Origin of the sequence: Bdellovibrio sp. (assembly GCF_036384735.1) — a bacterium.
Lineage (GTDB): Bacteria > Bdellovibrionota > Bdellovibrionia > Bdellovibrionales > Bdellovibrionaceae > Bdellovibrio.
In genome coordinates this window covers 1-25,368 of record NZ_DASVLT010000048.1, presented here as the reverse complement: position 1 = coordinate 25,368, position 25,368 = coordinate 1, and the positions used below count along the sequence as shown (strand labels likewise).

Below are 25,368 nucleotides of genomic sequence, written 5' to 3'. Positions count from 1 at the left end.
CTACTCTATGCATAAGTTGTAGTCAGGGCGGGACTTTATGGGTAAGCCTCGTGTTTTTCAAGGGAGTAGAATGAAAAGAATCGTTTGGGTCCTAATTTTCACCTTATTTGGCAGGGAAAGTTTCGCGCTAGATGCTGATTTTATCGGCTACATGCGCGGTGGAACCGGGCTGAATCTGCAAGGTGGTCAGAAGGAGTGCTTTTATAATCAGGGATTGCCGGGCAATTTCCTACGTTTAGGCAATGAGTGCGACTTCTATACTGAATTAGGATTTGTGTTCAATCATGTGAAACCTACTGAGGACGATCCCATGTTCTTCAGAACACAATTGCGTTTTACTTACGGTTCTAAAGGGCTGCGTCAATGGGAGTCCACGGTCGTTCCAGTAAATACCACGGCAAACACCGCCAAAGTACCCAATAGCGAAATCGAAGCCTTTGTAAAGGCCGGCGGTTTTTCTGAAGTCCCTGGCGAGTTCTGGGTTGGTAAAAGATTTTATCGCGACGTCGATTTGCATATTTTCGATTGGTACTACTACGCGGACATGAGCGGTGTCGGTGCAGGTATTGAAGCGATTCCATGGGGACCAGGTCAGTTCGCTATCGCCCACATGATTCAATCCAATGAAGATCTTTCGACAACATCAGTGGGGCGTCCTGTTTTAAACGCCATTGATCTTCGTTATACATCTTGGGAAGTGGCTCAAGATGAACGACTGAATTTTTGGGGAGTCTATGCCTGGGCACCAGGAAGTTCCGACGGCACAACAGAATATGTTCCAACAAATGGCTATGTAGCAGCGACTCGTTTTGAAGGTGCGGCATTTACTGGTCATAACAGCACGACGCTGATGTTTGGCCAAGGAGCAATGAAAGACTTCAACATCTACGGCAATAGTGCTGTCGTATCGACAGATACGTCACAAAATCACGCGTGGAATCTTCGCTTTGTTGAAGACTGGAGTCGTGACGTGACAGACAAGTGGGCTTTGATGTTAGGTGTTGCTGCCAACTACGGAAGTAACGGCCAAGATCATTTCAATATTGTTCAGTGGGAAGAGCTTGGTGTTCGTCCGATTTATTTTGTATCAGATAGATTTCAATGGATGTTTGAAGCCGGTTATTCTCATTACAAAGACGAGTCGGAAGTTTCGACGAATGGTCAGCGCACAGGGGATCGTGATCTTGCGCGTGTGACAGTGGCCCCACAGCTATCCATGAAAAAGAGTATTTGGGGTCGTCCTGTTTTGCGTGCTTATTTATCTTACTCGTTTTGGAATGAAGCTAACGAAGACGTGAAATATATCGGAGCCGCGGCTCCAACTTTTGCTGCAAAATCTTCTGGTGCCACATTTGGCTACCAGTTTGAAGCATGGTTTTAATTGCTAAATGATTTTGTATCATTTGGACTCACGACCAAAGTCTAACGATAACGCTGGCTAGGCAAGAGGCCAGCGTCAATGAAAATGGCCATTGAGTGTTGTCATTCATCGCCTTCGCACTCTATAATTTTCCCTATGGCTCACAATGATGACAGCTCAGACAATTTAGAAAAAACCAGTATCGTCGCGAGTGACACTTTCAAAGGTCGTTTGCGCGAAGCCGATGACGTTCCACCAGCGGTTCTTGTTTTGATCGGGCCTCCGGGTTACGTGGGAAAGCAATATCCAATTACTGCAAATGACATCGTGATTGGTCGTTCTGTCGAGAGCCAGGTTTACATCGACGACAAAAGCTTAAGTCGTTCTCATGCGAAGTTCGCTGTGAACGGCGGTGAAGTTTCTATTATCGATTTAGGTTCAACAAATAAAACCATTGTGAACGGTCAAGCCTTGCCACCGCTTGCATCTTGTTTGTTGAAAAATAATGATCAAATCAAAACAGGCAACGTGATCTTCAAATTCCTTGAAAAGGGAAGTTTGGAAGCGATCACCAACCAAGCAATGTACGAAAAATCGCAAAAGGATGCCTTGACGGGTGCTCACTCTAAGGGTGCTTTGATTGAAAAAGGACCTGAGGCGATGAAGCGTTCAGAAGTTCTGAACGAACCATTAAGCCTTGTGACTTTCGACATCGATCATTTCAAAAAAATCAACGATACATTCGGTCATCCAGGTGGTGACTATGTGCTGAAAGAACTGTGCCGTATCGTGATCACAAAGCTGATCCGCGCCAATGACTTCTTTGCTCGTTACGGTGGTGAAGAGTTTGTTCTTCTTCTTTCCGGTTCAAATGCAAAAATTGCCGGCGAAGTGGGCGAGCGTATTCGTCAAACAATCGAAACCAATGAATTTGTTTTCGAAGGTAAAAAGGTTCCTGTGACCATCTCTGTTGGCGTTGCGACAAAAAATGCAACTGAAACCGAGTGGACTCAGTTGTACGACCGCGCGGATAAAGCCCTGTATCAGTCTAAACAGGGTGGACGTAACCGCGTCACTATTGCTCCTTAAAAATTATCTTCTTCCCTTTCGTTTAAAAAATAAGAATGCTTTTATAAACGAAAGGGAGAAGTCATGCCTGTTGTAAACACTCATCTTGTCTATCCGATGTGCGCGATGTTCGCGCTTTCAGTTGTTGTCTTAGCCAAAATGTTTATGGCTCGTTATAGTGCGGTGAAATCGGGTCAGATGAAACTCGGCTATTTCAAAACATTCACAGGTGCGGAGTGTACAGAGGATGTCGTTAAGACTGGCCGTCAATTCACCAACTTGTTTGAAGCACCTGTTTTATTTTACATTGCTTGTTTGATTGCCATGATTCTTCCGGTGGAAGGGTTTACATTTCTTGTTCTGGCTTGGGTCTATGTTGCTGTTCGTATCGTTCATGCTTATATTCACATGGGTGCAAACAAAGTCATGATTCGCATGCGTGTGTATGGAGTAAGTTGGCTCGTGCTAATTGCGATGTGGATTCTGATTTTCGCGAAGGCCCTTGCGATCTCTGCCATTGCATAAAGAATTCTTTAACGATTTACACCTAGGTCCATTGTCAGTTTGCAAGGGTGCCGAGACAATTAAATAAATGATCAGAACGTCTCTGGCTCTTCCATTACTATTAGTTGCTTCCGTGTCTTTTTCTCAGACAACACGAAAGAAGATGACCTTTGGGGCGCCTACGGCAGCCTCTGTGGCCGCTGCTGACAGGGCCATAGAGGCCTCTTTGAATTCCGACTGTTCGGAAGTGGATTTGAATAAAGGTATCAACTCGCCATTTAATAAGATCCCAGTTTACGATCAAGACGGCTCGTCACTTTGCTATTCGTTCGCAACATCGCAGATGGTTGACTATTATCGTATGAAAAAAGGCGATAAGTCTTACGACCTAACAAATCCGGTTTATGCGGCTTGGGCCACGTACTTTCAAAAAGCGGGAACAGGCCAAACAAATTTGCGCGGTGGTTTTTCCACGGACGTCAATAAAACATTGAAACACTCAGGTGTTTGCAGCAATGAAGAAGTTAAATCTCGCCTTTCTGAGTTTACAAAATCTGCGGGAGTGACTGAAGCGGAAGTTCTGCATTTTCTAGAAGTCGTCTATGACAATTACGGGCAGGGTGGCGGGAAGAATTGGAATAAAGTTGAAAAGACTTTAACCTATGACTCCAACATCAGTTGCGATCAACAAGCGAATTTGAAAAGAGTCTTAGTAAAAAAAGGATATCTTGGTGTTCCTTCCACGGCGATATTGCAAAATCTGTTTAAAGGTTGCAAAGCACAGCCGGTGAAGGTTCCTAATTTGAAGGAATTCTATCTTGGTTCAGATCTGGATATGAAAAAGGCTGTGGATGGAGCACTCACCGGTGATATGCCGGCGGAAATCAACATGTGCTCTGTCGTATTCAATACTCCGAAAGCTCGCGGTCAAAAAAATATAAATCCAACGTTAGGTCGCGATACGGAAGGCAACTCAAACCCCAACTGCGGACGGCATGCAGTACTTGTGACGGGAAGAAAGATGATTGGCGGGCAATGTGCTTACATGATTCGCAACTCATGGGGCGCTTACTGGAAGCCTAAGGGCGCTATGACTTGTTCATGTCGAACGTTGAAGGGCGAGTACAAACAAGCATGTAATAAGCCCGATGAAGTGGACGAATACGTAGGCTGCTGGTTTGACAGCAAAGATCTTATGGCCAATGTCGGGAGTGTCGATGTCTATCAATAAAATCTTACTTCTTTCGTGCATGTTTTTTACGGCGGTGAGCGCAGAAGCTGCTTGCCAAGGTGCTAAATGGGAAGTGGAAGGCAAAGCTGAAACCATTTGCTATGATGAAAAAACAGATGTGAGGATGTCTGCTTCCTGCCAAGAAAAATCCTGCGAGGCTCGCGCACTTGTAGAGAAAGCAAGAACACTTGATCTCAAGAATACAGAAAGTCGTCCTAAAAATCCGGGCACCGCTTACTGCAATTTCTTAAACGGAAAAGTAGTTATGGGTGAAAATTCTCGAGGATCGCAGACGGCATTTTGCAAAGCTAGCGATGGCACCCTGGTCGATTTGTCTGGAATGGCCCAGCACGCTTCTGAATAGAGATTAGACAATTCCCCTTTCTGTCCAGCGAAACACGTCACATTTCTAAAATTCCATATTCAGCTCAAAATAAAGGCTTTTTGAGGGCTCTTCCACCTGGCAGAGCCCTTGCTTTTGGTAATCGCGTTCAATAATTTAATAACACTTTTCAGAAGGTAATTCATGAAACGTCAAAGCCAATTGATCGTGGGTGCTGCCCTTGTTCTTTCAACGGTATGGTCTTCAATGACTTTTGCTAGTGAAATCGATAAATCTGGAAATACAAGAGCCGCGACTAGTAAGGCAGAATTTTGTAAAAACGCGGACGATCCCAACTATTTCAAAAGCCTTCTTTATAATGAGAACAACCATCTTGCGAGTTTGAACCACGGTGGTATCGCGAATGGTGGTGTTTGCTGGTGGCACTCAATGTTCTCTCGGAGTGCTACGTTTTTGGCTGTTTATCGCCCTGATCTTCCGCGCCCTTCAGCGGATCAGGCTCATAACATTATCGAAGATATCTCGACGAACAAAGGTATCGTTGAAATTCCTGGTTATAGAAATTTGGCTGAGTTCTCTCAGGATTATGCTGACGATATTCAGCGTACTCTTGAAGGAATGCAGATTGGTGACGGCGTGATCATGTTCGGTTGGGTCCGTGGGTTGAGTGGTGACTCTGAAGTGTCAGCCGATAAATTGAAGAGTATGATGGATGACCTTTATAAAGAAGTGCGTGTGAACAACCGTATCGTTTATCAAAAGCTGCAAATTCCTGGTATCACGGCCCATGCCTGGTTGGTTGTTGATATGAAGAAGTCTTCTGATGGTTATGTTCTTGAAGTTCTAGACAGTAACTACGGCAGCATCTATCAAGTGAACTATCACATCGGTATGACTAAATTCGAGTCGAATTACAACATGGTTCCTTACACAAGCCGCAATGGTATGGATTATTCCGCATTTGCTGCAGCGAAAAAACAGTACTGCAAATATGGTATGACTGCTGAAGATATCCGTGAAAGACAAAGCGGCAGCGCGGGTCACTAAGATCAGCTACTTGAAATCCTAAAAAATAAAAAAGGCCTAGCGGCCTTTTTTATTTTCCTTCCGAGTTCATCTCTTTCTCTTTTTCCTTCATTTGCTTGTGGGCTTTTCTCTTAGCCTCTTTGGTTTGCTTTTTGGTTCCCACCAGTGTGGTGTCGGGCATATCGGGTTTGTTGGTAGGAGGAGTCGGCTCTGGCGGCTGAGCGGGGTTCTGTGCCACCGATGATGAAGCCCCAGATGGAGCATCGGCCGCGAATAGATATAAAGGCATTAGAAAGAAAAGTAAGGCAAAGACCTTCATAGAACCTCCACATAGATAAGGATGGCAGGGCTTCTAAAGTTTTCAATCCTGAGGGCCGTCTTCATGAATTTGACATGCTAAGGGCTGTGCAAAGTGGCATAAGATTTTCTTATGTCGACCATAACAAAATGCGTAATTCATAAATTAAATCATATATTTAAGGTCAATTTGACTCTGCTTATTTTGGCATCAACGTTGCTTTAATGAAACAGTGTAGGCACCGCGGGTTTGGGGGCGAATTTACCGGGGGCTGAGAGGGGGCACAATGGCTCTTCTGGAAAAAAATTCAGAACGTTAACCGAAAATAGACAGAAACGAGTCATAAATATGGAGAGAGATCTAATAGTGTTATCGGATCTTGAACTGGTAGAAAAAGTGAAGTCGGGGGATCGACGCTCTTTTTCCGAACTCGTGAAACGACATCAGAGAAGTTTGCTGCGCTTGAGTTTGAGGTTTGTAAAGGACATGGATGTAGCTGAGGACGTGACTCAGGAAGCTTTTATTAAAGCTTATGAGAAACTGAACTCTTTCGAGGGAAGGGCTTCCTTCAAGAGCTGGTTGTTCCAAATCGGAGTGAACACGGCTCGCAACAAACTCCGCGAACTAAAACGCGACACAGTTGATGTAGAAGACGTTCACTTAGCAGTGGAGGCGGAGGCTGAACACACTCTGGTCCACACGGCGGTGGCTGACATACTTCAAAAAGAAGTAGACAAGTTGCCAATGAAACAAAGAACAGCCTTGGTTCTTCGTGTGTACGAAGATCTTAGCTTTAACGAAATCGCTGAGATCATGGAGTGCCCATACGATACAGCCAAAGCGAATTACCGCCACGCTTTGATGAAACTTCGTCAGACTTTTGAGCAACAAGAGGAGCTTAAAAACTGGACTGAAGAAGTTGGTGGTTTCTTTACAGAAATGAATCATAGATTTGCGGAAGCAGAAGGATAATTGCATGGACCGTAAGGAAAATCAGAACGAGCCTTTGGATAAGGTTCGCAAAAAAATGAAAGCCATCGATGATTTTGAAATGACCATGAGCGATGATTTTTTTGATTCGCTCCATGACAAAATCATGGCGAAGGTCGAAGAGGTCGAAATGGCACCCGCCCCTGTGCTTATGACCCCACGCAATTTATTGCGTTCTCACTGGCGTGGATGGCTTTATCCAGTTGGCGGCTTGATGTCACTTTTCGTGATGTGCTCTTTGTTGATGACTCAGGTGTCAAAAGTAAACCAAAGCATGCAGCGTGTTGGCCTTTTGAGTGATGGTCATGAACGCATTGTCGCTGAGGCTCTTTTGGATCCTGAAGATATGTCCCAGACTTTAATCAGCTCTCAGAGTGAATCCGACTTTTTTGTAGACGTGGCTAGCGAATCATTTGAAAATTTATCGGTGGCCAAGTTCAACAAAATCATGGGTGAAAGCGTGCGCTAATCACCCATTGCGGGTGATAGAGTGCGCTTCATACTTTCGTTCGTCTTAGTTATAGCCTTTTATTTAATTCAGCCGCGTGCTGTCTTTGCCGCTGAATCTTCAGACAAAAGAAATCAATTAGAAGAACTTTTCATTTGGAAATTGAGTGACGAGTTAAAGCTTTCCCCTGTCGAGGAAAAGAAGTTCACGGACATCGTGAAGAATCTTAATAAAAAGAAAGCGGACCTCAACCACTCTCTTTCTGAAGCCATTGACAAGATGAAACAGGCCTCTTCGACGAAACAACGCGAAGAGGAACTGGTTCGTTATCGCAAAACACTGCAATCTTACAATCACATCAGCGAAGAAGAGTTTGATAAACTAAAACCGCTTTTAGGTGCGGACCGTATGGTTCAGTATCTGCAAATCAAGATGGATCTGACGAACAGAATCAAATCCATGCTTGCCAACCCTGAGTCTTCTCCGAAGGGTGAGAAGAAGGCCTTACCGGCGCCGAAGGTGATCGAAGAAAAGTAGAGTGTATGGAAAGAGAAAGCGCATTCATCAGCCTGTGGGACGAACTCGCAATGCTATGTCTGGTGAATCTGCTCGCATTCTACTGTTTCTATCTTTCCGGTGTTCTTTATATCGATAGCACGACAATGTTTTTCAATCCCGAGACAACGGGCTTTGCGAAAGTCAGTTCTCTTTTGACGTTTCTTTTGGGATTTGTACTTCGTCCTGTGGGTGCGGTTTTTTATGGCGTCTTTGCCGATCTTCGCGGAAGGCAAAGGGCATTGATCTCAAGCCTCTATGTCATTTCGATTTCCACGGTATTGATAGGTCTTCTTCCTTCGTATGCGCAGATGGGGGATCTGTCGACAATTCTTAATATTTTACTTCGAGGAGTTCAGGGCTTTGCCTTGGGCGGCTCCTATGCCTGTGCGGCAGTTCTTGCTTACGAAATTGCTCCCTTTCAACAGAAAGCACGTTATACAAGTGTGATTCAACTGTCGATCACAGCAGGATTTCTTACGGCCATTGCCATAATTGTCATTTTAAAATTGCTTTGTGGAATTGATGCTTTTCTAGCCTGGGGCTGGCGGATTTGCTTTTTGATGTCAGGCCTTATTATTTTGGCGATTCGCCGATTGAATCGCTCTTTGGTTGTGAAGGAAGCCCCCATTATGACTTTGAAGGAATGGCATCGTAACGTAACGAAGCCCTTCTTTTTAAGCAAAAAATCATTTCATCATTTTATATGGTTTATGATTCCTGTCGTTGGTGGATTGGGAATTGCTGGCTATGTCAGTCATCCTTATAAGCTCTATTTTCTGCAAAGTATTTTGAAAGTTGAACCTTCCACGGTCAGCTTTATCGTCGCAATCTCGAGCGTATTCTATATGCCTACAAATATTTTGTGGGGATATGTCGGTGACAAGGTCAATCGAAAGAATCTTTTGCTAATCGGTCTGGCTGCCTGCTTAGTTTTATGTTATCCGCTTTTCATGCTGATGGATTATTGGGTCAAAAATCATCCAATGATAGGCGGGCAGATTTTGTCTAATACGATGGTGTTGATTTTAATTTCCGCTTTGATCAGCGCTTTGCCGATAATTGGATATGGCCCCATGATTGCTTATATTTGTGAACATGTTCCAGCGAAAGCTCGCTGTACCGCCGTGGCCGTGGTTTATAATTTAGGTTTTGGCATCTTTTCTGGAGTAATCAGTCTTGCGACTGGTTATTGGTATGAAAAATATAACTGGAGCTTCGCGGGCATCGCTATCGCCGAAGTTGTGTTCCTAATCTGCTTGTTATTTGCAATTAGCAATTATCCGAAAAAATCTATGAAGCACGACTGACGATTTCTTTTAGCTTCTTGGCCGGATCATCAGCGCCTTCAAGTTCCTTACATTTTTCTATGAAGATGCTGAAATCGTGATTGGATTGCTCGTAAAGTTTTTCGAAGTCGCCAAGATCCTGCATATAGGTTTTATAAACTAATAGACGGGCATTATTCAGATGAATTTTAGGGAATTTTTCAAAATCATTTGTTTGCATGTGAGGAAGAATATCGCTGGCGAAGCGCTTTTGAATTTCAGCGATACGTTCCATGCGTTTTTCTTCTCTTCTATCAGTGGCTGGCAAAGCTTTGTACCATGCCTCTAAGTCCTTCAACTCTTTCGATATGAATTCCGAGAATATTTTATCATCGGCATTGTCTTTCTGAATTTCTTTAAGCGTCGTTGAGTTGGGACCTTCAAGTTTTAAATAGTAAAGCTCTGCTCCCTTGCCGCCGAGGAAGCTTGCAAGGCGTTCATTGAAATCGGCTGCGTGCTTGATGTACAAAGTTGCATGAACGGTTTCGTGAATGATCGTATTCACCAGCTCGTAGTCTTTATAGCGAAGCATTGAACTCAATAGAGGATCTCTAAACCATCCCAATGTGCTGTAAGCGGAAACTCCGCGCATGTAGGTGTCGAGATCTTCCTTTTGTAGCTCTTGTTCTTCCTCTTTGGCATCAGCTTCATTGAAGTAACCTTTGTAAGGCATTTTTCCCACAAACGGATAAGACCACTGATAGTGTTTTAACTCCCATTTGTAGGCGGCACTGACCACGTAAGTGACATAGGGACGATCCAATTTCACATAGGATGTGTAATTCTTTGTGGGTTTCAAATGAAGATCGTTTTCGGCAAATGTACGGGCTTTTTGCGCGAGCTCTAGTTTGCGTTTTTCTTCATCGCTGACTTTGGGATCCTTTAACGCCTCTTCAATAGGCTCACGGGAATTGAGAAGCTTCATTTGATTATACGCAGAACTCATCAGGTAACCCATTTGGCAACCAGTAAGCAGGGGGAAAAGTAAAATCAGATATTTTAAAGAGTCCATGAAATACCAGCGCGGAAGGCCGAGTCGTCAGTTTGGCTGCCTCCGCCGACGGGTGTTTTCCAGGCTTCATAGCTCAGTTTTATGCCGAAGCTGTCGGTGATGGAAAGTTTCACACCCACACCGTAGCTCGGTGCAATCGCGCTTTCTGGATCATTTTCGTAAGTGTCTTGTCCTTCGATTTTAATTTTCTGTGTGCGGTTGATCTGGGCAATGCCGCCTTTGACGTAGGGTTGGAAGAAGGCTGTCTTATCGGCCAAAACGAAAATTAAATCGGCGCCCAAAATTTGTGAACGTTGAATTGTTGTACGTTTTGGATCGGTTGAGAAAGCCTTCGATTCAACAATCGCTGTGGCGTCCGTGTAACTGAGCTCAAGTGCGATGCGCTCCCAAAAATAAAGAGAGACAGAGCCAGTCAAAGACTCTGTTTGGTTCTTATTGTTTTCATCATAAGTTTGAGATTTATAGCCATAGGCAGCGCCAATTTCGGTGTACATCGCATTTGCGGAAAAAGAAGCCATGCTGATTACGAACAGAATCAATGCGAAACAAAGTCTTTTCATATTGTTTTATGCTATCAAAGGGAGAGTGGTGAGTAACACGAAATTGCCAAGCCTCTAGACTAAAGGGGCGAAAAGGAATAGAAGGAATGTATGAGCGAAAAAGTATTGAAGTGTGGACTTCCACAAGACGAAGCAGAACTTAAGAAACTTCTAACTCCAGAACAGTATCGGATCATGGTCGAGAACGGCACTGAAGCGCCTTTCCGCAATCAATACTGGGACAATCATGAAGAGGGCATCTATGTGGATGCGATCTCGGGCAAACCGCTTTTTTCCAGTGAAGATAAATTTGATTCTGGTTCTGGCTGGCCCAGCTTTACAAAGCCTATCGATGAAGATCAGATCGTTGAAAAGCGCGATCTTTCCCACGGCATGATTCGCGTCGAAGTGCGTGCGAAGGATTCTAATTCCCATCTAGGGCATGTTTTTGATGATGGTCCGGGACCCACAGGACTTCGCTATTGCATCAACTCTGCCGCGTTGAAGTTTATCCCCAAGAAAAATTCTTAGTTACGATTTACCAGAACTGGTGGGACGTAATTTACCAAGAAGCCGTATTTGATATGGATCAAGCCATCTTCTTTGATCATCTCGCGTGGAGGATTTGGGAAGACTCGGGCGTCTTTCAAGGCGTTTACGGCGGCGGCGTCGAAGGATTTCATTCCTGATTCTTTCATCACGATGACTTTTTGTAGGAAGCCGCGTGAATCCAACAAGAATTCCACTTCAGTCACCCAATTGTGATTGCCCGCGTTTGTTGCTGTGATGCGATCGAAACCTTCAATTGATTGCATCACACGAGTTTCCCAGCGATAGCGCAATAACTCTTCGATGCGTGCGTAGAATGTATAGAACAAATAGCGATCAGTATTCAGCGCCGTCAATGAGCCGACTTTGACGTCCGTTGGTAAGGCCTCGCCGATAGAGGATCTGCCATCGTTCAACTGATTCATCTCTTGCAGATCTTTAGAGATATCAACTGTGCGATAGCCATCTTTATCTTTCGTCTCTGCAGGTTTTTGTTCCTCTTTTTGTCGAGGCTTTTGCGCTTGCTGAGGAGGAACTTTCTTCGCAATTTGCGTGGACTTATTGCTGCGGTTTTCTGTCATGCCATTTTGTGAAGCTTGGGACTCTTGCTTCACGCGTTGTTTTTGTTCAGAAAGAAAGCGCGCCAATGTATCGTCCTCTGGAACTTTCATTTGTTCCGGAACCAGAGCTTGGCGAACGATTTGTTTTTCGTTTTCTTTTTTCTCTTTTTTCGTCAGTTCAGGCGGAGGAGGTGGGGCCAGAGTCACCTCAATGGTCTCGGGCTTTTTTGTTTCCATTAAAGGCGCAATAACGTACACCCCTGTTAAAAACAGCAAGTGAATCAGAAAACTGGAAGCTAATGCTAGCCAAATGAGTCGCCTTTTCATGGCACCCATTCTATGACTAACCCCGACCTAAGTGCAAGGCCACGACCTCCAAAAGTGCCAACTGCTGCGTTACTTCGTCCTCGACATAAGAAGCTGCGGTTGTCCCTTTTTGAGGCAGTGGACTAAAGGGGTCTAAAGTTGAAACAGAATTTGCCGATAAGTGAGGGACAGTAATTTGGGGGAAAAATGGGTAAAGTTCTCGAGTTTAATACGCGCCTAAGATCTCAAAACTCTTTGGAAAAGAACGCCAAAGTGGCTGAGGTTCATGACATTACCGAGGCACGTCAAGAAATTCTGAGCAGAGACCGCCGTGAAGTGAAGCGTACGATTCTTACAGAGTTCGTTGGAGCTTTTGTCGTCCTTCCTGAAAAAGGTCTTATGAAAGTGGCATTATACGACATTTCTGAAAACGGTTTGGCATTTGAGCTAGATATGTTGGAAGGCGCATTCCAGAATGGTGATGAAGTGGCTATGCGTGTGTACTTGAATCACACTACTTATTTCCCATTTACAATTCGTGTTTCTAACGGTCGTTTGATCGAAGAGGAAAGCATTGTTCGTCACGGTGCGAACTTCGTAAAAGGCACTATGAATGATGTTGCGCTCCATCATTTTGTGAAATTTATCGAAACTGTCAGTGCGAGTCTGAAAACAGACACTGGTGACGTTCTGGTTTCTCACATCTCTTAAATTCATTTAGTTATACGGCCTTTTCCGTAGACTTTGGTCCTGGGATTTGTTGCAATTTAGCTGTGGGTTGACCGCAGCCGGATGCTGCAAATCCCACTTTCATTTCGGCAAGACGCTGAAGTGAAATGCAATCATAGACCAAGCGGAGGGTTGTCCTTGAGTAAAGCTAAGCGCAGAAAAATTGTAGTTGATACGAATGTGATCCTTTTCGACGCTCAGGCGATTTTGCGTTTCGGGGAAGCGGATGTTCATATCCCTATCTCTGTGATCGAGGAAGTCGACAAGTTCAAAAGAGACCAAGGTGAAAACGGTCGAAATGCTCGTCAGTTCAGTCGCTTTATCGACGTTCTTCGTGCGAAGGGTCCTTTAGCAAGTGGTGTTCAGATCGATAACTCTGAAACGATGGTTTACATCAACACCGACCTGATGCTTGCAGGGATGCCTTCAGAGTTGGATCACCAAAAAGCTGACAACCGTATCTTGAATACAGCCTTGGCTTTGCAGAAACAACATCCACGCTACAAAGTGGAGTTGATCTCTAAAGACATCAATCTTCGTATCAAAGCTGACGTTTACGGTGTGATCGCAAAGGACTACGAAACCAACGACATCAATCGTGATGACCTTTACGAAGGCTATCAAGAGATCATGATCACTTCAGAACAAATCGATACTTTCTATCGTGAAAAACGTTTTGTGACTGACGTAAAACTTTACGCCAACCAATACGTAATCATGAAAGATTCATCGAATCCAAATCACTCTGCGATTGGTCGTTTCAGTCATGCTGAGCAAGCAATTGTGCCATTGGTGCAAGCGGCTGACTCTATCTGGGGCATCCATGCTCGTAACGTAGAGCAAGCGTTTGCTCTTGATTGCTTGTTGAACGATGAAATCATGTTCATCTCGTTGGTAGGTAAAGCGGGTACAGGTAAGACGTTGATGGCGATTGCTGCAGGTCTTCATAAAACTTTGGATCAAGGTCAGTTCCAAAGATTGCTTGTGTCTCGTCCCATTTTCCCAATGGGTCGCGACATTGGTTACTTGCCGGGTGATATCGAGCAAAAGCTAAATCCTTGGATGCAACCTATCTTTGATAACGTAGAGTTTTTGATGGGTGCGGACAAAAAAGCGGCGGGTCGAGCGCAAGAATTAATCAATCAAGGCATGTTGAACATCGAGCCACTGACTTACATTCGTGGTCGCAGCATTCCCAAGCAATACCTGATTGTGGATGAAGCACAAAACTTGACTCCGCACGAGATCAAGACGATTGTTACTCGTGCCGGAAAAGGGACAAAGGTTGTTCTGACTGGTGACGTTTATCAGATCGATAATCCTTACGTAGATTCTGCGAACAGTGGTTTGACTTACGCAGTAGAGAGATTCAAGGGACAGGCAATTGCTGCCCATGTGACTCTGACGAAGGGTGAAAGATCCGAGCTGGCAGAGCTAGCTGCGAATATTCTGTAGGAGTTTTAGAGATGGCAAATAGGAACGTTGAAGTAGGTTTTACGGATTCAGTCACTGTGCAAGTCACAGATAAAATGGTGCAACAATTTGCAGAGTTGTCTGGGGACCGTAATCCTATTCACATGGACGATGCTTATGCTGCCAAAACTCGCTTCGGTCGTCGCATTGCCCACGGTATGATTTCAGGGGCGCTGATTTCAGCGGCCCTTGTTAAAACAATTGGCGGTGGCGGCGTTTACCTGGGGCAATCTTTGAAATTTGTAAATCCAGTTTTCATTGATGATGTCATTACGATCACAATCAAAATCACGGGCGTGCGCAAAGAAAAAGGCATCGCGACTGTTGAGACAAACGTGACTAAAGCAAACGGTGACGTTGTTGTGAAAGGCGAGGCCGTAATCATGGTTGGCGCCGACATGGAACATGCCTAAGGTATTCCAACTTGTATACGTCAGCCAAGCGGTTGACGACCTAAGTTACACAGACATCCGCGAGATTCTTGAGGTCTCGCGGAAAAATAATTCCACACAAAACATCACTGGCATTCTCATTCTTCGGGACGGCTATTTTCTGCAAGTCCTTGAAGGTGAAGAAAATAGCATTCGTAAGCTTATAGAAAAAATCAGAGACGATGATCGTAACTATAAGTTGCAGATCAAAATTGAAACGGAAAGCGACACACGCTTTTTCGATAACTGGTCGATGGCTTTTTTGGATGGCGATATCGAGGCGAATAGCACTGTGGATTTGATCAAGCTTTTTGATTTGTGTGTGAAGGCGGGGCCTCATGAAAGAAATCTGATCATGGGGATGGTAAAAAACTTCCGAGCATCTGCGCCAGATTTTAAATAGACAATAGCTGAAATAAAAAAAAGCCCGGGATCAACCCCGGGCTTTTTAGTTTTAAATTACTTCTTAATCAATTTTTGAACGAATGAGCCCCAGCCAGTATCTTTGTTGAAGCGAAGACCTTCATAGCGAGAAGAATATGGATCGTAGTCGCTAGAGTCAGTTGGGATCCACACAGATACACCGTAAGTGTTTTTATCTTGAGTTTGATCGTTAGACATGACGAACTTGTTTTGTGCTGAACGAAGAGTCGAGAACGAAGAAGCTTTCACTCCACCTTTTTCAAGTTGAGCCAAGAAATCAACTGCGTCTCTGTAGTCCCAGTTCGTGAAATATTTTGTATTGCCAGCAGCGGTTTGAGCCTTCGTGATGTCAGCAGCGCTTAAGCTGTTCAATTGAGTTGCCAATTGTTTGAATGCAGCTTCGTAAGTACCGATTTGTGACAAATCGTAAGCAGCCATTGTTACCGGGCGTTTGCCGTAGATACCGCCGTTGTAAGCAGCAGTATATTCTTTAGACAGAAGAGTCGCTACTTGTGCGGGGCTCAAAGAATCAATTTGTGAAGCCCATTTACCTAAGAATACATTGTATGGCCAGCCTGCGCCTGGCTCGACATCTTGAGAACCAACGAAGTAGTTCACAGAGTCTTGCATTTCTGAAGCCACTTCAACCATGCCCATCATGCAAGCGTCAGAAGCATAGATATCAACCTTGTGACCGATAATCTTTGCAGATTCTGCCATCGCAAGTGCCAACTGTTCAGTTGTCATGTTGTTGCCAGAGTGGTCATCCCAAGAAATATCTTGAATGTGAGTGGCAGTGTTGTCAGAGCTAGTGAAGTGCCAACCGTTACCGTGATCCCAAACTACGATGAAGTAGTGTTTCGCAGGGTAGTTTTGGTTCGCCCAATCAACGAAACGGATCAACTCTTTATAGTCACCCATGTCAGCAGCGCCCAAGTTTTGAACAACTGGTGATGTGACTTTCGTCGTGTCGTTGTCTTTTTTAATCAATAGACGAGATACGTTTGTAGAAGCCTCTGAACCCCACTCAACAAGGATGTTCATTTTATTGTTGGAACCGATTTCTTCCATTTGATTGATATTCTGAGAGCCGAAGCTATCAAGGCTGTTGATACCGTTTAGGAAAACCAGAAAGTTCCATTCTTTTACCTCAGCAGCTGCGTGAGCGAAAGAAGTGCCAAGCATTAAAAGAAGACATACTAAAACGCGCGACAAGTGGTTCGTCATTTTTCCTCCATGAAAAATGTGTCAGGAGCATAGTGTAGCTCCATTTTGGAACTAGACGGGGCCAGAATTAACGTTTGATAAGACCTTGGGTCGGGCTAGAAATGAATAGAAACTCTAATTTATGCCTACGAGGTGACAATGTGTGAAATAAAACTCGACTTAAGTTTAGGACTTAAGAAGTTTCAACAGATTGGCCACGCTGTTTTTCGCAAGTGCAGAGGTTTCATGCATGCGTGCAAGTTGCAAACTGCCTTGTGCGTTGGCGATAATCATCGTCGCTAATTCTTTTGGCGACAATGTTTTGATAACATCATTGTTTTTACGAGCAGCCGTAATGGTTTTTTCCAACCACTTACTTTGTATTTTATGGAATTGCCCCAGACGTTTTTGCATGGATATGGGAAGGGTATTGTAGTCCGAGCAGAAAACTCCGGTAGGGCAGATCTTTAAATTGTCTTGAGAAATACGATAAAAAATCAGGCAGAATTTTTCTAGTTGATCCATTGGGTCAAGGTCTTCGACCGTCTTGCACCATTGTGAAAAAGCATCTTCATAATCAGCAATCAAAGCTAAGCCTAGCTCTTCTTTTGAGCTAAAGTGATAATGCAGGCTGGCCTTACGGATCCCTAGTTCATCCGCGATGTCCTGAAAGCTGAATCCATTGAAGCCCTTAAGCTGCAACAGTGCTTTGCCTGTTTCGATTGCTTGGGATTTAGTATCCACTTTCTATCTTCCTTGCGTTGATCGGCTAGTATAGAGTATATTCTACCTATCAGTAGGTAGGTAATCAAGCCCCTTAATTGTTAAAGGATTGATCGTATGAATACGAAACAGATGCGTCCCGTAGCTATTCTGGCTGGTTCCAGAATTCCGTTTACAAAATCGTTCGGAAATTACAACCGTATCGGCAATCAGCAGATGATGACAGCCGTTCTTAAAGACTTGGTATGGAAAACAAACCTTGTTGGAAAACGCTTAGGCGATGTTTCTACAGGCGCTGTGATGAAGAATGCGTCGGACTGGAATATGACTCGTGAGTCGGTTTTAGGTGCGGGCTTGAATCCTCACACTCCAGGTTATGATGTGCAACGGGCCTGTGGTACGGGGCTTGAGACGGCATGGCAGATTGGTTTGAAAATCGCTTCAGGCGCGATCGACAGTGGTATCGCCGGCGGCACTGATACGAATAGCGATATTGCGGGAGTTTTGCCTCACGAATTCTCTTGGATCATGATGGAAGCGCAAAAAGAGAAATCTTTGGTGGGTCGTATTAAAAAATTCGCAGAAATTAAGCCGCAATATTTGAAACCACAATTTCCGGCGGTGATGGAGCCTCGCACAGGTCTTTCTATGGGCCAGCACACTGAGAAGATGGTGAAGGAATGGAAGATCACTCGTGAAGAGCAAGATCAATTGGCTTTATTAAGTCACCAGAATGCCGAGAAGGCTTGGGCTGAAGGTTTCTATAACGACCTGGTTTTTGAATTCAATGGCTTGAAAAAAGACACGTTCGTTCGTGGTGATACAAGTATGGATAAACTTGCGAAGTTGAAACCGGCTTTCGATTTCACTGGTACCGGAACTTTAACAGCTGGTAACAGCACGGGCTTATCTGACGGTGCTTCGGCTGTTTTATTGGGTAGCGAAGAGTTTGCGAAAGAACATGGTCTTCCAGTTCTAGCTTATTTGGTTGATGCCGAAGTTGCAGCAGTAGATTACGTAGCAGGTGAAGGCTTGTTGATGGCGCCGACATACGCTATTGCGCGTATGCTTCGTCGTAATAATTTGAAATTTCAAGATTTTGACTTCTATGAAATCCATGAAGCTTTTGCTGGCCAGGTTCTTTGTACATTGAAAGCCCTTGAGTCTGATGAATACTGCAAAAAAATGGGCGAGCCAAAGGCCTTGGGTTCAATCGATCGCAGCAAAATGAATGTGAAGGGTGGAAGTTTGGCTCTTGGGCATCCATTCGCTGCAACAGGCGGTCGTATCTTGGCAAGCCTTGCGAAGATGTTGTCACAACGTGGCTCGGGCCGCGGCCTTATCTCTATCTGTACAGCAGGTGGAATGGGTGTGACCGCTATAGTTGAGCGTCCTTAATAAACGAAATGACATCTCTTCCTAAACTTCATAAGATTTTTAGGAAGAGGTGTCGTGTTCCTTCGAATTGTTCTTAGCATCTTCATAGTGATTTCTTCTGCATTTGCCTACGGGCAAGATGCTGGTAGTAATCCCACGCCGGTATCGCCACCACCAGTACCGCAAACTCCTTCGGAGCCGTTGATTGATCAAGCCGCCCAGTACTTGCAAGGTTCACAAGAGAGCATTTCAGATCGTGTGATCATTCTTGCCAATGACGTGGACTTGCTATTCGGAAATCAGCGCGCGTTGGATGAATATTATAACAGCAGCTTGCACGTCACTCAGAAGTTTTACGCGAATTCGGTTGCCTCAGGCTCTTACGATATTCAGACCAACCTGAATTTAAGTTTGCCTAATTGGAAGGATACTGAACAACGCATTCAACGCTGGTGGAATGGTGAAGAGAGTACCGATCAGCAGGTTTCAAAGAAAGAGTATAAAGAACTCAATCCGTGGACCTTCAATGACGGGATAGGCTTGCGCTTCAGTCGGCCACTTGCTTACAACTTGAATGCACGTCTCAGTAAGGATTTCTTGATTGGCCCGACGGTGAATCACTTCTATGAACAGCTCAGTTGGGATTCCGATAATCTTTGGCAGGAAGTGACGTCATTAACGAATGACTATGCCTTAGATAAGAAGTTGCTCTTCCGTTTTCTTAACGAAGCAGATTGGAATATCAGCAATCTACAATTCAACTCTTATCATGGTCCTTCATTGATCTATACTATCAACAAAGTCAGTCTGACTTCTTTTGATTTGCGATTGATCACAGCGACAGAAAATAACAATTTCTATACGGATAGTTACACAGCAGGCATTACATATCGTACCTCATTGCATCCTTTAGACTGGATGTTCGTGCAAATCACTCCCGAATTGTCATGGCCCCGACAAGAGCACTTTACCAGTGTGTGGACGATTTATGTGACTCTGGATGTGGTCTTCGGAAGTCGCAAGTAAGCTATATTACAGTGGCAGGGATTCCTCAGTATCTGTCATTTGTTTTGCATATCAGCCAACCGTACTCTTAAAAATGGTATTGTGAGGACTTTATGCTGTGGATACGCACGTTTGTTGGCACTTTGTCGATTTTTTTGTCACTAGCTTCTGCTGCTCAGGCGGCTCCAGTCATGGCTCCGCAGCAAAGAGCCTATTTCGCTAAATACCAAAATATGATGGTTGGAGTGATTCGCTCCACCACATCCGAGAACATCGCAAATATAAAACTGCTGTCTGTGAATGGTTATGAGTTTGAATTCGCCGTTCATTTTTACTCAGACTACAAATCCTGCTATCGTGCAAAGGTCGGAGAGATCAAGTATGCGAATCGTGGAAAAATGATCTTGAAGGATCTTGTGCGCGACACGTATTGCGACTAGAAAATCACTTCTCCGGATTAGCCTGTTTTTTTTAGATTGATCAGCTGAAGGCGGGCTTCGCGTACCATGTATTCGTCGTACTCTGGATTGCCCAGATGATCTTCATAGATTGTGGTCCATGACTTAATATCAGTGAAAACCACACTAGCAAACAGAGATCTTGAGCTAAATGTTAAGTCATCGTGAGAGCCTGTCGCATCGAGGCCGCAGTAAATATCCCCGTCTGGAAAGCGCGAGAGGAATCCTTTGTTGTCGCGATAATCTTGAGCTTTAAATGTCGCATCCAATTTGTATAGATTGTCAGACACCTTCACGAAATGAAAGATTTGATAGAACTCGGGAATAAAATCCGCCGACTGAACAGAGGATCTGATCAGCCCGAAAAGTTCGAAATCATCTTTAGCGGTAAAAAGCTGCCCGACTTCCATGGGAAACTTATCGGATTGAGAGTAGGGACCCTAAAGAATCAGAAAGATACTAAGGCAAAAAAAAGGGAGCGTTATCGCTCCCTTTTTGAGAAGTATAAATTTACTGTCGACTATTTATTCAAAGGTTTTTGAATAATGTGGATCGCATGCCCTAAAGTCGCTTCAGCACATTCCATAATCGTCTCACCTAGAGTCGGATGTGGATGAATAGAGAGCGCTAAATCTTCAATGCGAGCACCCATCTCAATTGCCAATACAGCTTCTGAGATCAAGTTAGAAGCCTCAGGACCGACGATATGAACACCCAACAAAACGTGTGTCTTCTTGTCTGCGATCATTTTCACGAAGCCTTCAGTTTCCATCATGCTCACCGCACGGCCGTTTGCGCCGAATGGGAACTTGCCGATCAATAAATCGTTAAAGCCCTTCGCTTTGGCTTCCGCTTCAGTCATGCCCGCAGATGCAATTTCTGGATCTGTGAAGACAACCGCTGGAACTGTTTTCGCATCGTAAACACGGTTCGCTCCAGAGATCACCTCAGCCACCAAGACACCTTCGTGTGAAGCTTTATGAGCAAGCATTGGTTGGCCCGCGATATCGCCGATAGCAAAGATGTTAGGTACGTTGGTTCTGCGTTGAGCGTCTACTTTAACGAAACCACGTTCGTCAACGGCAATGCCCGCTGCTTTCAAGTTCGCTTGGTCACCGTTTGGACGACGACCCACGGTTACTAGGATTTTATCGCATTTAACAACTTCGTCTTTACCGTTGATTTCGACAGTAACTTCGTAGCCGTCTTTTACTTTCTTTTGAGATTTCGCTTTCGCACCGTACATGATTTTTACGCCAGCTTTATCAAGCTTGCGTACCACCACATTTGCGCAATCTGGATCAACAACGCCAGCTAGCAACGAAGGCATCGCTTCGATCACAGTCACTTCAGTGCCAAGTTTACGAAGGTAAGAAGAGATCTCTAGACCGATGTAACCACCACCGATAACAGCAACGCGTTTTGGAATCGTATCGAATGCCAAAGCGCCTGTTGAAGAGCAGATGTCCTTTTCGTCGAATTTGAAACCAGGGATTTCGATGGGACGAGAACCCGTCGCCACGATGAAGTATTTTGCTTGAACGGTTTCTGTTCCCGCAGAAGATTTCACAGTGATCTCTTTAGAGTTTTTGAATTCAGCATCACCTTTGATGTGAGTAACGCCGTAACCTTTAAGAAGTTGACCCACGCCACCTGACATTTTGTCGCAAACGGATTGTTTCCACTTCACAAGTTGTTTCATGTCGACGTCGATATCACCTTTGATCATCAAGCCCATGTCTTTGAAGTTATGTTGAGCTTTATGAAGAAGGTGAGTCGCAGTGATCATGGCCTTCGATGGGATGCAACCCACGTTCAAGCACACGCCACCCAAGAATTCACGTTCAATGACTGCTGTTTTAAAACCAAGTTGAGCGGAACGGATCGCGGCAACATAACCGCCGGGACCCGCACCAATTACTACTACGTCAAATGATTGCATATTAGAGCATCTCCACCAAAAGTTTACCCGGATTCTCGATGCGAGCGATGAACGCTGCCAAGAATCTTGCTGCCAAGGCGCCGTCGATCAAACGGTGATCTGCAGTCATTGTGTAGTTCATCACTTTGATTGCTTTCAACTGACCATCTTTGATAACCGGCTTTTCGTCAATTTTGTACATGCCAAGGATCGCCACTTCAGGGTGGTTGATCACAGGAGTCGCGTAAGTGCCGCCGATAGAGCCGATGTTCGTGATAGTGATTGAAGCACCTTTCATTTCATCTGGTTTCAATTTGCCGTCACGAGCGCGTTTAGAAAGATCGATGATCTCTTTAGAGATTTCCAAAATTGTTTTTTGATCCGCGTTTTTGATAACCGGAACAACAAGTCCTGTCGGAGTATCAGCAGCAAAACCAAGATTGAAATATTTTTTGTAAACGATTTCGCCGGCCGCATCGTCGATAGATGCGTTGAACATTGGGAATTCACGGATCGTTGCAATCATGGCTTTCATCACGATTGGAAGATAAGTGATCTTAGTTCCGTTTTTCTCTGCGAAGTCTTTCAATGACTCACGAAGTGCAACCAAGGAATCAACCTTTGCCTCGTCCATGATAGTGAAGTGAGGGATGATTTGTTTTGAGCGTTGCATGTTTTCAGCGATACGTTTGCGGATACCGATCAATGCCACGCGCTCTTCCGCAGCGCCAGCAGGGCCTTGGTAAGAAGGACGAGGAATTGTCATGCCCGGAGTTGTTCCAGCTTTCGCGACGGCCATCGCCCCAGCACTGCCGGCTCCCGCCGCCAAAACATCTTCACGAGTGACCCGACCGGCAAGACCAGAACCAGTCAAGCCGTTGATATCAACGCCAGTTTCACGAGCGAGTCTGCGAGTCGCAGGAGTCGCCAAAACTTTTGAATCAGCTACTGGAGGGAAAATACCATTAGGAGCAACAGTCGCTGCCGGTTTAGCCGCAGGAGTTGAAGTCGAAGCCGCTGCAAAGTTTGCATGAGCGGAAGCAGGAACTTCACGCTGCGCACCCGCTGGAGCTGCTCCAGCAGTTGCACCAGCCGGCGCAATTGCACTGCCAGCGTCTGCCGCAAGCGTAATCATCACAGATCCAACTTTCACAACATCACCAGCTTTGAATTTCAAATCTTTTACAACACCCGCAGCTGGAGTCGGAACTTCAACAGTGGCTTTGTCAGTCAATACTTCAGCGATAGCTTGGTCAGCCTTGACAGAGTCGCCAGCTTTCACCAACCACTTAACAAGTTCACCTTCAGTCACGCCTTCGCCAAGTTCAGGAAGTTTAACGTCTTGAACTTTACCAGCGCCATTTGTAGTTGCTGGAGTTGAAGCTTGAGCTGCCGGAGCAGGTTTAGAAGCCGCAGAAGTTGCTCCAGCTTGCGCGCCTGACGACGCTCCAGCACTGCCGGCTGCCGCCGCAAGAGTGATCATTACGGAACCAACTTTAACAACTTGGCCTGGTTTGAATTTCAATTCACCCACAGTACCGGCAACAGGAGAAGGCACCTCAACAGTTGCTTTGTCCGTCAATACTTCGGCGATAGGTTGATCGGCTTTTACAGAATCACCTGGTTTTACCAACCATTTTACCAATTCACCTTCAGATACGCCTTCACCAAGTTCGGGCAGTTTTACTTCAGTTGCCATGTTGAGAAAGTCCTTTCGTTGTTCCTAATTTAAAAAATCAAAATCTAATTCATTCATCGAGCACAAGGTCGATGATGTTCCGCAGTCCTCAAATTTCAGAGGGATAAAGCCCCTTCACTTTGAGGTGTCTTTGCCTCTGTTGCAAGCAATGACAAATAGTCTTTATAGAGAACACTTCCTTCTAGTCCTGCAGTAGAGTAATTGCACCGATTAACACATAGCGAAAGGGTTGAATTTCCTCGGAGCTCGCTCTAGTTTGGACCCTTGTTTTGACATGAAATTGATTCGGAGGACCCATGAAATTTTCCCAAAAACTGCAGGAAGGCATTTTCTTAAAACGCTATAAGCGTTTCTTTGCAGATATCGAGTTTCAGGGTCACACGCTGGTAGCCCATTTGCCCAATACAGGCAGTATGAAAAGTGCGAACAACCCAGGCCAGCATTGCCTATTTTCAACCAGTGACAATCCCGAGAGAAAGCTCAAATACACTCTGGAAATGATCAAAAGCCCCGCGGGAGCTTGGGTTGGCGTAAACACGGCGACTCCGAATGTCGTGATGCGTGAAACTTTACAGAAGGTCATAGGTCAAGGAAAGGCGGTCCAAGGAACATTCGCGAATTGGGCCCAGTTCGATGAGGTGAAACCGGAATTCAAAATCTCTGCGGAAACACGCCTGGATTTTATGCTGAAAAAGAAAGGCAGCGACAAAATGCATTTCATCGAGGTGAAGAACGTCACCTTAGGTGAAGAGGGTGTCGCGAAATTCCCAGATGCCGTTACCGAGCGCGGGCAAAAACACTTGCGCGAATTGATGGACCTGATGGAGCAAGGTCATACGGCAGAGCTTGTGTTCACAATTCAACGTAACGACTGCGGAACGTTTTCACCGGCGGATGATATTGATTCTGAATACGGAAAGCTTCTGCGCGAAGCTCATCAGAAGGGTCTAACGATTTCGCCAATCATCGTCGAGTTAAGCCCGTTAGAGGCAAATCTTTCTGAAACTGTATTGCCTTTGAAACTTTAATCACTGAGGCGCACCTAAAGAAATCCAGTCGTTCAAAATTGTTTTTTCAGTGTCGGTGAGGGGCGGTCCCCCTTTCGGCATCTGATTTGTATTCACTTGATCACGGATGTTGTTCAGGTTTGCAATGACATTGGCGTAAGTTTCTAAATTCACTCCGCCAGAATTTCCCGCTGCGTTTGAATGACAATGAATACAGTGAGGTTGAAAAATATTTGCATTTACATAAGCATAGTTCAAAGCGGAAGGATCGACACTATAACCAGTGTCGCCCGTGACGAGACTGCTGTCGTTATTGAGTGTGCTCCACACCCATCCGTTACAGCCAAAGAGGAATGTCGCTAAGCATGTGCAAATAATAAATCTCATTTGCAAGCCTCCAGTATTAAGATAACTGAAGGCAGCACGGGATTGAACCAAGGTTATGGCAACGGACTTTTGTGCTTTATTGTTGGGGTTCTGTCATGAAATCGACATAAGCCTTACGCATCATCTCTTGATCCGCTTGTTCTAACGAGGCTTTCGTAGTTGGTGCAGTTTGTGGTGCACCGGCTGCGATCCAGGCAAGAACTAAATTTTTCTGCGCGCTTGTTAAAGTCGTTCCTCGCGGCATGGACCCGCTGTTGATTGTCGATTTTACTCCGGAAATATTTTTCATCACATTCGCATAAGTTTCCAGATTCACACCGGCACGATTTCCCCCAGCGGCAGAGTGGCAGCTAAAACAATATGGCTGAAAAATCTGCGAGTTCACGGTTTGATATGTCGTGATACTTGGTTG

General features: G+C 44.9%; 29 protein-coding genes and 1 pseudogene. 19 read left to right on the top strand and 11 right to left on the bottom strand.

The genetic code is table 11. The features are described 5' to 3' along the window. Window positions 1–70 precede the first annotated feature (70 nt). The 6 genes from VF412_RS14020 to VF412_RS13995 all read left to right on the top strand — a co-directional run bounded on the left by VF412_RS14020 (window position 71) and on the right by VF412_RS13995 (window position 5,553). The gene (locus tag VF412_RS14020) at window positions 71–1,381 is read left to right on the top strand and encodes a carbohydrate porin (RefSeq protein WP_331339875.1); all 1,311 of its coding nucleotides are present in this window, start codon (window positions 71–73) and stop codon (window positions 1,379–1,381) included. Between the two features lie 135 nt (window positions 1,382–1,516). Continuing rightward, the gene (locus tag VF412_RS14015; RefSeq protein WP_331339874.1) at window positions 1,517–2,449 is read left to right on the top strand and encodes a diguanylate cyclase; all 933 of its coding nucleotides are present in this window, start codon (window positions 1,517–1,519) and stop codon (window positions 2,447–2,449) included. Window positions 2,450–2,512: 63 nt separating this feature from the next. Next, window positions 2,513–2,953 carry an MAPEG family protein gene (locus VF412_RS14010; protein ID WP_331339873.1) on the top strand — a complete coding sequence of 147 codons (441 nt, stop codon included), beginning with the start codon at window positions 2,513–2,515 and terminating at the stop codon, window positions 2,951–2,953. Window positions 2,954–3,020: 67 nt separating this feature from the next. Next, a complete protein-coding gene (locus VF412_RS14005; protein WP_331339872.1) occupies window positions 3,021–4,163 on the top strand; it encodes a hypothetical protein in 1,143 nt (380 codons plus the stop codon). Continuing rightward, on the top strand, window positions 4,150–4,527 hold the full coding sequence (locus tag VF412_RS14000) for a hypothetical protein (protein ID WP_331339871.1): 378 nt from the start codon (window positions 4,150–4,152) through the stop codon (window positions 4,525–4,527). Before VF412_RS14005 ends, VF412_RS14000 begins: the two co-directional genes overlap by 14 nt. A 162-nt stretch (window positions 4,528–4,689) precedes the next feature. Beyond that, window positions 4,690–5,553: a hypothetical protein gene (locus VF412_RS13995; RefSeq protein ID WP_331339870.1), complete on the top strand. Its 864-nt coding sequence runs from the start codon at window positions 4,690–4,692 to the stop codon at window positions 5,551–5,553. Between the two features lie 49 nt (window positions 5,554–5,602). Here VF412_RS13995 and VF412_RS13990 read toward each other — a convergent pair whose 3' ends face one another. Further along, the gene (locus VF412_RS13990) at window positions 5,603–5,851 is read right to left on the bottom strand and encodes a hypothetical protein (RefSeq protein WP_331339869.1); all 249 of its coding nucleotides are present in this window, start codon (window positions 5,849–5,851) and stop codon (window positions 5,603–5,605) included. A gap of 327 nt (window positions 5,852–6,178) precedes the next feature. Between VF412_RS13990 and VF412_RS13985 the strand changes: the two genes are divergently transcribed. From VF412_RS13985 to VF412_RS13970, 4 genes are read left to right on the top strand one after another with little or no spacing between them, the layout of a single operon-like run. Beyond that, a complete protein-coding gene (locus tag VF412_RS13985; RefSeq protein WP_331339868.1) occupies window positions 6,179–6,802 on the top strand; it encodes an RNA polymerase sigma factor in 624 nt (207 codons plus the stop codon). Between the two features lie 4 nt (window positions 6,803–6,806). Continuing rightward, entirely contained in the window at window positions 6,807–7,289 is a 483-nt protein-coding gene (locus tag VF412_RS13980) for a hypothetical protein (protein ID WP_331339867.1), read from the top strand. A 21-nt stretch (window positions 7,290–7,310) separates the two neighbouring features. Continuing rightward, window positions 7,311–7,805 carry a hypothetical protein gene (locus VF412_RS13975; RefSeq protein WP_331339866.1) on the top strand — a complete coding sequence of 165 codons (495 nt, stop codon included), beginning with the start codon at window positions 7,311–7,313 and terminating at the stop codon, window positions 7,803–7,805. A gap of 5 nt (window positions 7,806–7,810) precedes the next feature. After that, entirely contained in the window at window positions 7,811–9,133 is a 1,323-nt protein-coding gene (locus VF412_RS13970; RefSeq protein ID WP_331339865.1) for an MFS transporter, read from the top strand. Here the strand turns inward: VF412_RS13970 and VF412_RS13965 are convergent. Both VF412_RS13965 and VF412_RS13960 read right to left on the bottom strand, forming a co-directional pair. After that, on the bottom strand, window positions 9,117–10,097 hold the full coding sequence (locus tag VF412_RS13965) for an aminopeptidase (RefSeq protein ID WP_331339864.1): 981 nt from the start codon (window positions 10,095–10,097) through the stop codon (window positions 9,117–9,119). The two genes, VF412_RS13970 and VF412_RS13965, sit on opposite strands and share 17 nt — an antisense overlap. A gap of 53 nt (window positions 10,098–10,150) precedes the next feature. Continuing rightward, window positions 10,151–10,723: an outer membrane protein gene (locus VF412_RS13960; protein WP_331339863.1), complete on the bottom strand. Its 573-nt coding sequence runs from the start codon at window positions 10,721–10,723 to the stop codon at window positions 10,151–10,153. Between the two features lie 90 nt (window positions 10,724–10,813). Here VF412_RS13960 and msrB point away from each other — a divergent pair, with 90 nt between their 5' ends. Then, entirely contained in the window at window positions 10,814–11,233 is a 420-nt protein-coding gene (msrB, locus tag VF412_RS13955) for a peptide-methionine (R)-S-oxide reductase MsrB (RefSeq protein ID WP_331339862.1), read from the top strand. Here msrB and VF412_RS13950 read toward each other — a convergent pair. Continuing rightward, window positions 11,230–12,138 (bottom strand): TonB family protein, encoded by a 909-nt coding sequence (locus VF412_RS13950; protein WP_331339861.1) that lies wholly within the window; start codon window positions 12,136–12,138, stop codon window positions 11,230–11,232. The two genes, msrB and VF412_RS13950, sit on opposite strands and share 4 nt — an antisense overlap. A gap of 186 nt (window positions 12,139–12,324) precedes the next feature. Here VF412_RS13950 and VF412_RS13945 point away from each other — a divergent pair, with 186 nt between their 5' ends. The 4 genes from VF412_RS13945 (at window position 12,325) to VF412_RS13930 (ending at window position 15,153) form a co-directional block, all read left to right on the top strand. Then, window positions 12,325–12,828, top strand: coding sequence for a PilZ domain-containing protein (locus tag VF412_RS13945; RefSeq protein ID WP_331339860.1), 504 nt, complete (start codon window positions 12,325–12,327; stop codon window positions 12,826–12,828). A gap of 156 nt (window positions 12,829–12,984) precedes the next feature. Further along, window positions 12,985–14,301 carry a PhoH family protein gene (locus VF412_RS13940; protein ID WP_331339859.1) on the top strand — a complete coding sequence of 439 codons (1,317 nt, stop codon included), beginning with the start codon at window positions 12,985–12,987 and terminating at the stop codon, window positions 14,299–14,301. Between the two features lie 11 nt (window positions 14,302–14,312). Then, the gene (locus VF412_RS13935; protein ID WP_331339858.1) at window positions 14,313–14,732 is read left to right on the top strand and encodes a MaoC family dehydratase; all 420 of its coding nucleotides are present in this window, start codon (window positions 14,313–14,315) and stop codon (window positions 14,730–14,732) included. Continuing rightward, on the top strand, window positions 14,725–15,153 hold the full coding sequence (locus tag VF412_RS13930) for a BLUF domain-containing protein (protein WP_331339857.1): 429 nt from the start codon (window positions 14,725–14,727) through the stop codon (window positions 15,151–15,153). Before VF412_RS13935 ends, VF412_RS13930 begins: the two co-directional genes overlap by 8 nt. A gap of 56 nt (window positions 15,154–15,209) precedes the next feature. Here VF412_RS13930 and VF412_RS13925 read toward each other — a convergent pair whose 3' ends face one another. Both VF412_RS13925 and VF412_RS13920 read right to left on the bottom strand, forming a co-directional pair. Continuing rightward, complete coding sequence (locus VF412_RS13925) at window positions 15,210–16,400, bottom strand: clostripain-related cysteine peptidase (protein WP_331339856.1); 1,191 nt, start codon at window positions 16,398–16,400, stop codon at window positions 15,210–15,212. 165 nt (window positions 16,401–16,565) lie between these two features. Beyond that, window positions 16,566–17,123: a TetR/AcrR family transcriptional regulator gene (locus VF412_RS13920; protein ID WP_331339855.1), complete on the bottom strand. Its 558-nt coding sequence runs from the start codon at window positions 17,121–17,123 to the stop codon at window positions 16,566–16,568. A gap of 96 nt (window positions 17,124–17,219) precedes the next feature. Between VF412_RS13920 and VF412_RS13915 the strand changes: the two genes are divergently transcribed. The 3 genes from VF412_RS13915 (at window position 17,220) to VF412_RS13905 (ending at window position 19,924) form a co-directional block, all read left to right on the top strand. Then, the gene (locus tag VF412_RS13915) at window positions 17,220–18,500 is read left to right on the top strand and encodes an acetyl-CoA C-acetyltransferase (protein ID WP_331339854.1); all 1,281 of its coding nucleotides are present in this window, start codon (window positions 17,220–17,222) and stop codon (window positions 18,498–18,500) included. Window positions 18,501–18,554: 54 nt separating this feature from the next. Further along, the gene (locus VF412_RS13910) at window positions 18,555–19,505 is read left to right on the top strand and encodes a hypothetical protein (protein WP_331339853.1); all 951 of its coding nucleotides are present in this window, start codon (window positions 18,555–18,557) and stop codon (window positions 19,503–19,505) included. Between the two features lie 92 nt (window positions 19,506–19,597). Further along, window positions 19,598–19,924, top strand: coding sequence for a hypothetical protein (locus tag VF412_RS13905; RefSeq protein ID WP_331339852.1), 327 nt, complete (start codon window positions 19,598–19,600; stop codon window positions 19,922–19,924). 17 nt (window positions 19,925–19,941) lie between these two features. Here VF412_RS13905 and VF412_RS13900 read toward each other — a convergent pair whose 3' ends face one another. The 3 genes from VF412_RS13900 to VF412_RS13890 form a co-directional block, all read right to left on the bottom strand. Continuing rightward, window positions 19,942–20,352 carry a hypothetical protein gene (locus VF412_RS13900; RefSeq protein ID WP_331339851.1) on the bottom strand — a complete coding sequence of 137 codons (411 nt, stop codon included), beginning with the start codon at window positions 20,350–20,352 and terminating at the stop codon, window positions 19,942–19,944. Between the two features lie 110 nt (window positions 20,353–20,462). Then, entirely contained in the window at window positions 20,463–21,884 is a 1,422-nt protein-coding gene (gene lpdA, locus VF412_RS13895; RefSeq protein ID WP_331339850.1) for a dihydrolipoyl dehydrogenase, read from the bottom strand. Between the two features lies 1 nt (window position 21,885). Beyond that, a complete protein-coding gene (locus tag VF412_RS13890; RefSeq protein ID WP_331339849.1) occupies window positions 21,886–23,562 on the bottom strand; it encodes a 2-oxo acid dehydrogenase subunit E2 in 1,677 nt (558 codons plus the stop codon). 296 nt (window positions 23,563–23,858) lie between these two features. Here VF412_RS13890 and sfsA point away from each other — a divergent pair, with 296 nt between their 5' ends. Next, a complete protein-coding gene (sfsA, locus tag VF412_RS13885; protein WP_331339848.1) occupies window positions 23,859–24,590 on the top strand; it encodes a DNA/RNA nuclease SfsA in 732 nt (243 codons plus the stop codon). On the opposite strand, the gene VF412_RS13880 is transcribed toward sfsA, so the two are convergent. Further along, window positions 24,591–24,956 (bottom strand): hypothetical protein, encoded by a 366-nt coding sequence (locus VF412_RS13880; protein WP_331339847.1) that lies wholly within the window; start codon window positions 24,954–24,956, stop codon window positions 24,591–24,593. It lies immediately after the preceding gene. A 76-nt stretch (window positions 24,957–25,032) separates the two neighbouring features. Then, window positions 25,033–25,368, bottom strand: a pseudogene (locus tag VF412_RS13875) (hypothetical protein); the annotation flags it as partial.

Bases quoted from the DNA above. Each gene is read 5' to 3' on its own strand.
- VF412_RS14020 (WP_331339875.1), top strand. From the start codon at position 71: ATGAAAAGAATCGTTTGGGTCCTAATTTTCACCTTATTTGGCAGGGAA.
- VF412_RS14015 (WP_331339874.1), top strand. From the start codon at position 1,517: ATGGCTCACAATGATGACAGCTCAGACAATTTAGAAAAAACCAGTATC.
- VF412_RS14010 (WP_331339873.1), top strand. From the start codon at position 2,513: ATGCCTGTTGTAAACACTCATCTTGTCTATCCGATGTGCGCGATGTTC.
- VF412_RS14005 (WP_331339872.1), top strand. From the start codon at position 3,021: ATGATCAGAACGTCTCTGGCTCTTCCATTACTATTAGTTGCTTCCGTG.
- VF412_RS14000 (WP_331339871.1), top strand. From the start codon at position 4,150: ATGTCTATCAATAAAATCTTACTTCTTTCGTGCATGTTTTTTACGGCG.
- VF412_RS13995 (WP_331339870.1), top strand. From the start codon at position 4,690: ATGAAACGTCAAAGCCAATTGATCGTGGGTGCTGCCCTTGTTCTTTCA.
- VF412_RS13990 (WP_331339869.1), bottom strand. From the start codon at position 5,851: ATGAAGGTCTTTGCCTTACTTTTCTTTCTAATGCCTTTATATCTATTC.
- VF412_RS13985 (WP_331339868.1), top strand. From the start codon at position 6,179: ATGGAGAGAGATCTAATAGTGTTATCGGATCTTGAACTGGTAGAAAAA.
- VF412_RS13980 (WP_331339867.1), top strand. From the start codon at position 6,807: ATGGACCGTAAGGAAAATCAGAACGAGCCTTTGGATAAGGTTCGCAAA.
- VF412_RS13970 (WP_331339865.1), top strand. From the start codon at position 7,811: ATGGAAAGAGAAAGCGCATTCATCAGCCTGTGGGACGAACTCGCAATG.
- VF412_RS13965 (WP_331339864.1), bottom strand. From the start codon at position 10,097: ATGAGTTCTGCGTATAATCAAATGAAGCTTCTCAATTCCCGTGAGCCT.
- VF412_RS13960 (WP_331339863.1), bottom strand. From the start codon at position 10,723: ATGAAAAGACTTTGTTTCGCATTGATTCTGTTCGTAATCAGCATGGCT.
- msrB (WP_331339862.1), top strand. From the start codon at position 10,814: ATGAGCGAAAAAGTATTGAAGTGTGGACTTCCACAAGACGAAGCAGAA.
- VF412_RS13950 (WP_331339861.1), bottom strand. From the start codon at position 12,138: ATGAAAAGGCGACTCATTTGGCTAGCATTAGCTTCCAGTTTTCTGATT.
- VF412_RS13945 (WP_331339860.1), top strand. From the start codon at position 12,325: ATGGGTAAAGTTCTCGAGTTTAATACGCGCCTAAGATCTCAAAACTCT.
- VF412_RS13935 (WP_331339858.1), top strand. From the start codon at position 14,313: ATGGCAAATAGGAACGTTGAAGTAGGTTTTACGGATTCAGTCACTGTG.
- VF412_RS13930 (WP_331339857.1), top strand. From the start codon at position 14,725: ATGCCTAAGGTATTCCAACTTGTATACGTCAGCCAAGCGGTTGACGAC.
- VF412_RS13925 (WP_331339856.1), bottom strand. From the start codon at position 16,400: ATGACGAACCACTTGTCGCGCGTTTTAGTATGTCTTCTTTTAATGCTT.
- VF412_RS13915 (WP_331339854.1), top strand. From the start codon at position 17,220: ATGAATACGAAACAGATGCGTCCCGTAGCTATTCTGGCTGGTTCCAGA.
- VF412_RS13905 (WP_331339852.1), top strand. From the start codon at position 19,598: ATGCTGTGGATACGCACGTTTGTTGGCACTTTGTCGATTTTTTTGTCA.
- VF412_RS13900 (WP_331339851.1), bottom strand. From the start codon at position 20,352: ATGGAAGTCGGGCAGCTTTTTACCGCTAAAGATGATTTCGAACTTTTC.
- lpdA (WP_331339850.1), bottom strand. From the start codon at position 21,884: ATGCAATCATTTGACGTAGTAGTAATTGGTGCGGGTCCCGGCGGTTAT.
- VF412_RS13890 (WP_331339849.1), bottom strand. From the start codon at position 23,562: ATGGCAACTGAAGTAAAACTGCCCGAACTTGGTGAAGGCGTATCTGAA.
- sfsA (WP_331339848.1), top strand. From the start codon at position 23,859: ATGAAATTTTCCCAAAAACTGCAGGAAGGCATTTTCTTAAAACGCTAT.
- VF412_RS13880 (WP_331339847.1), bottom strand. From the start codon at position 24,956: ATGAGATTTATTATTTGCACATGCTTAGCGACATTCCTCTTTGGCTGT.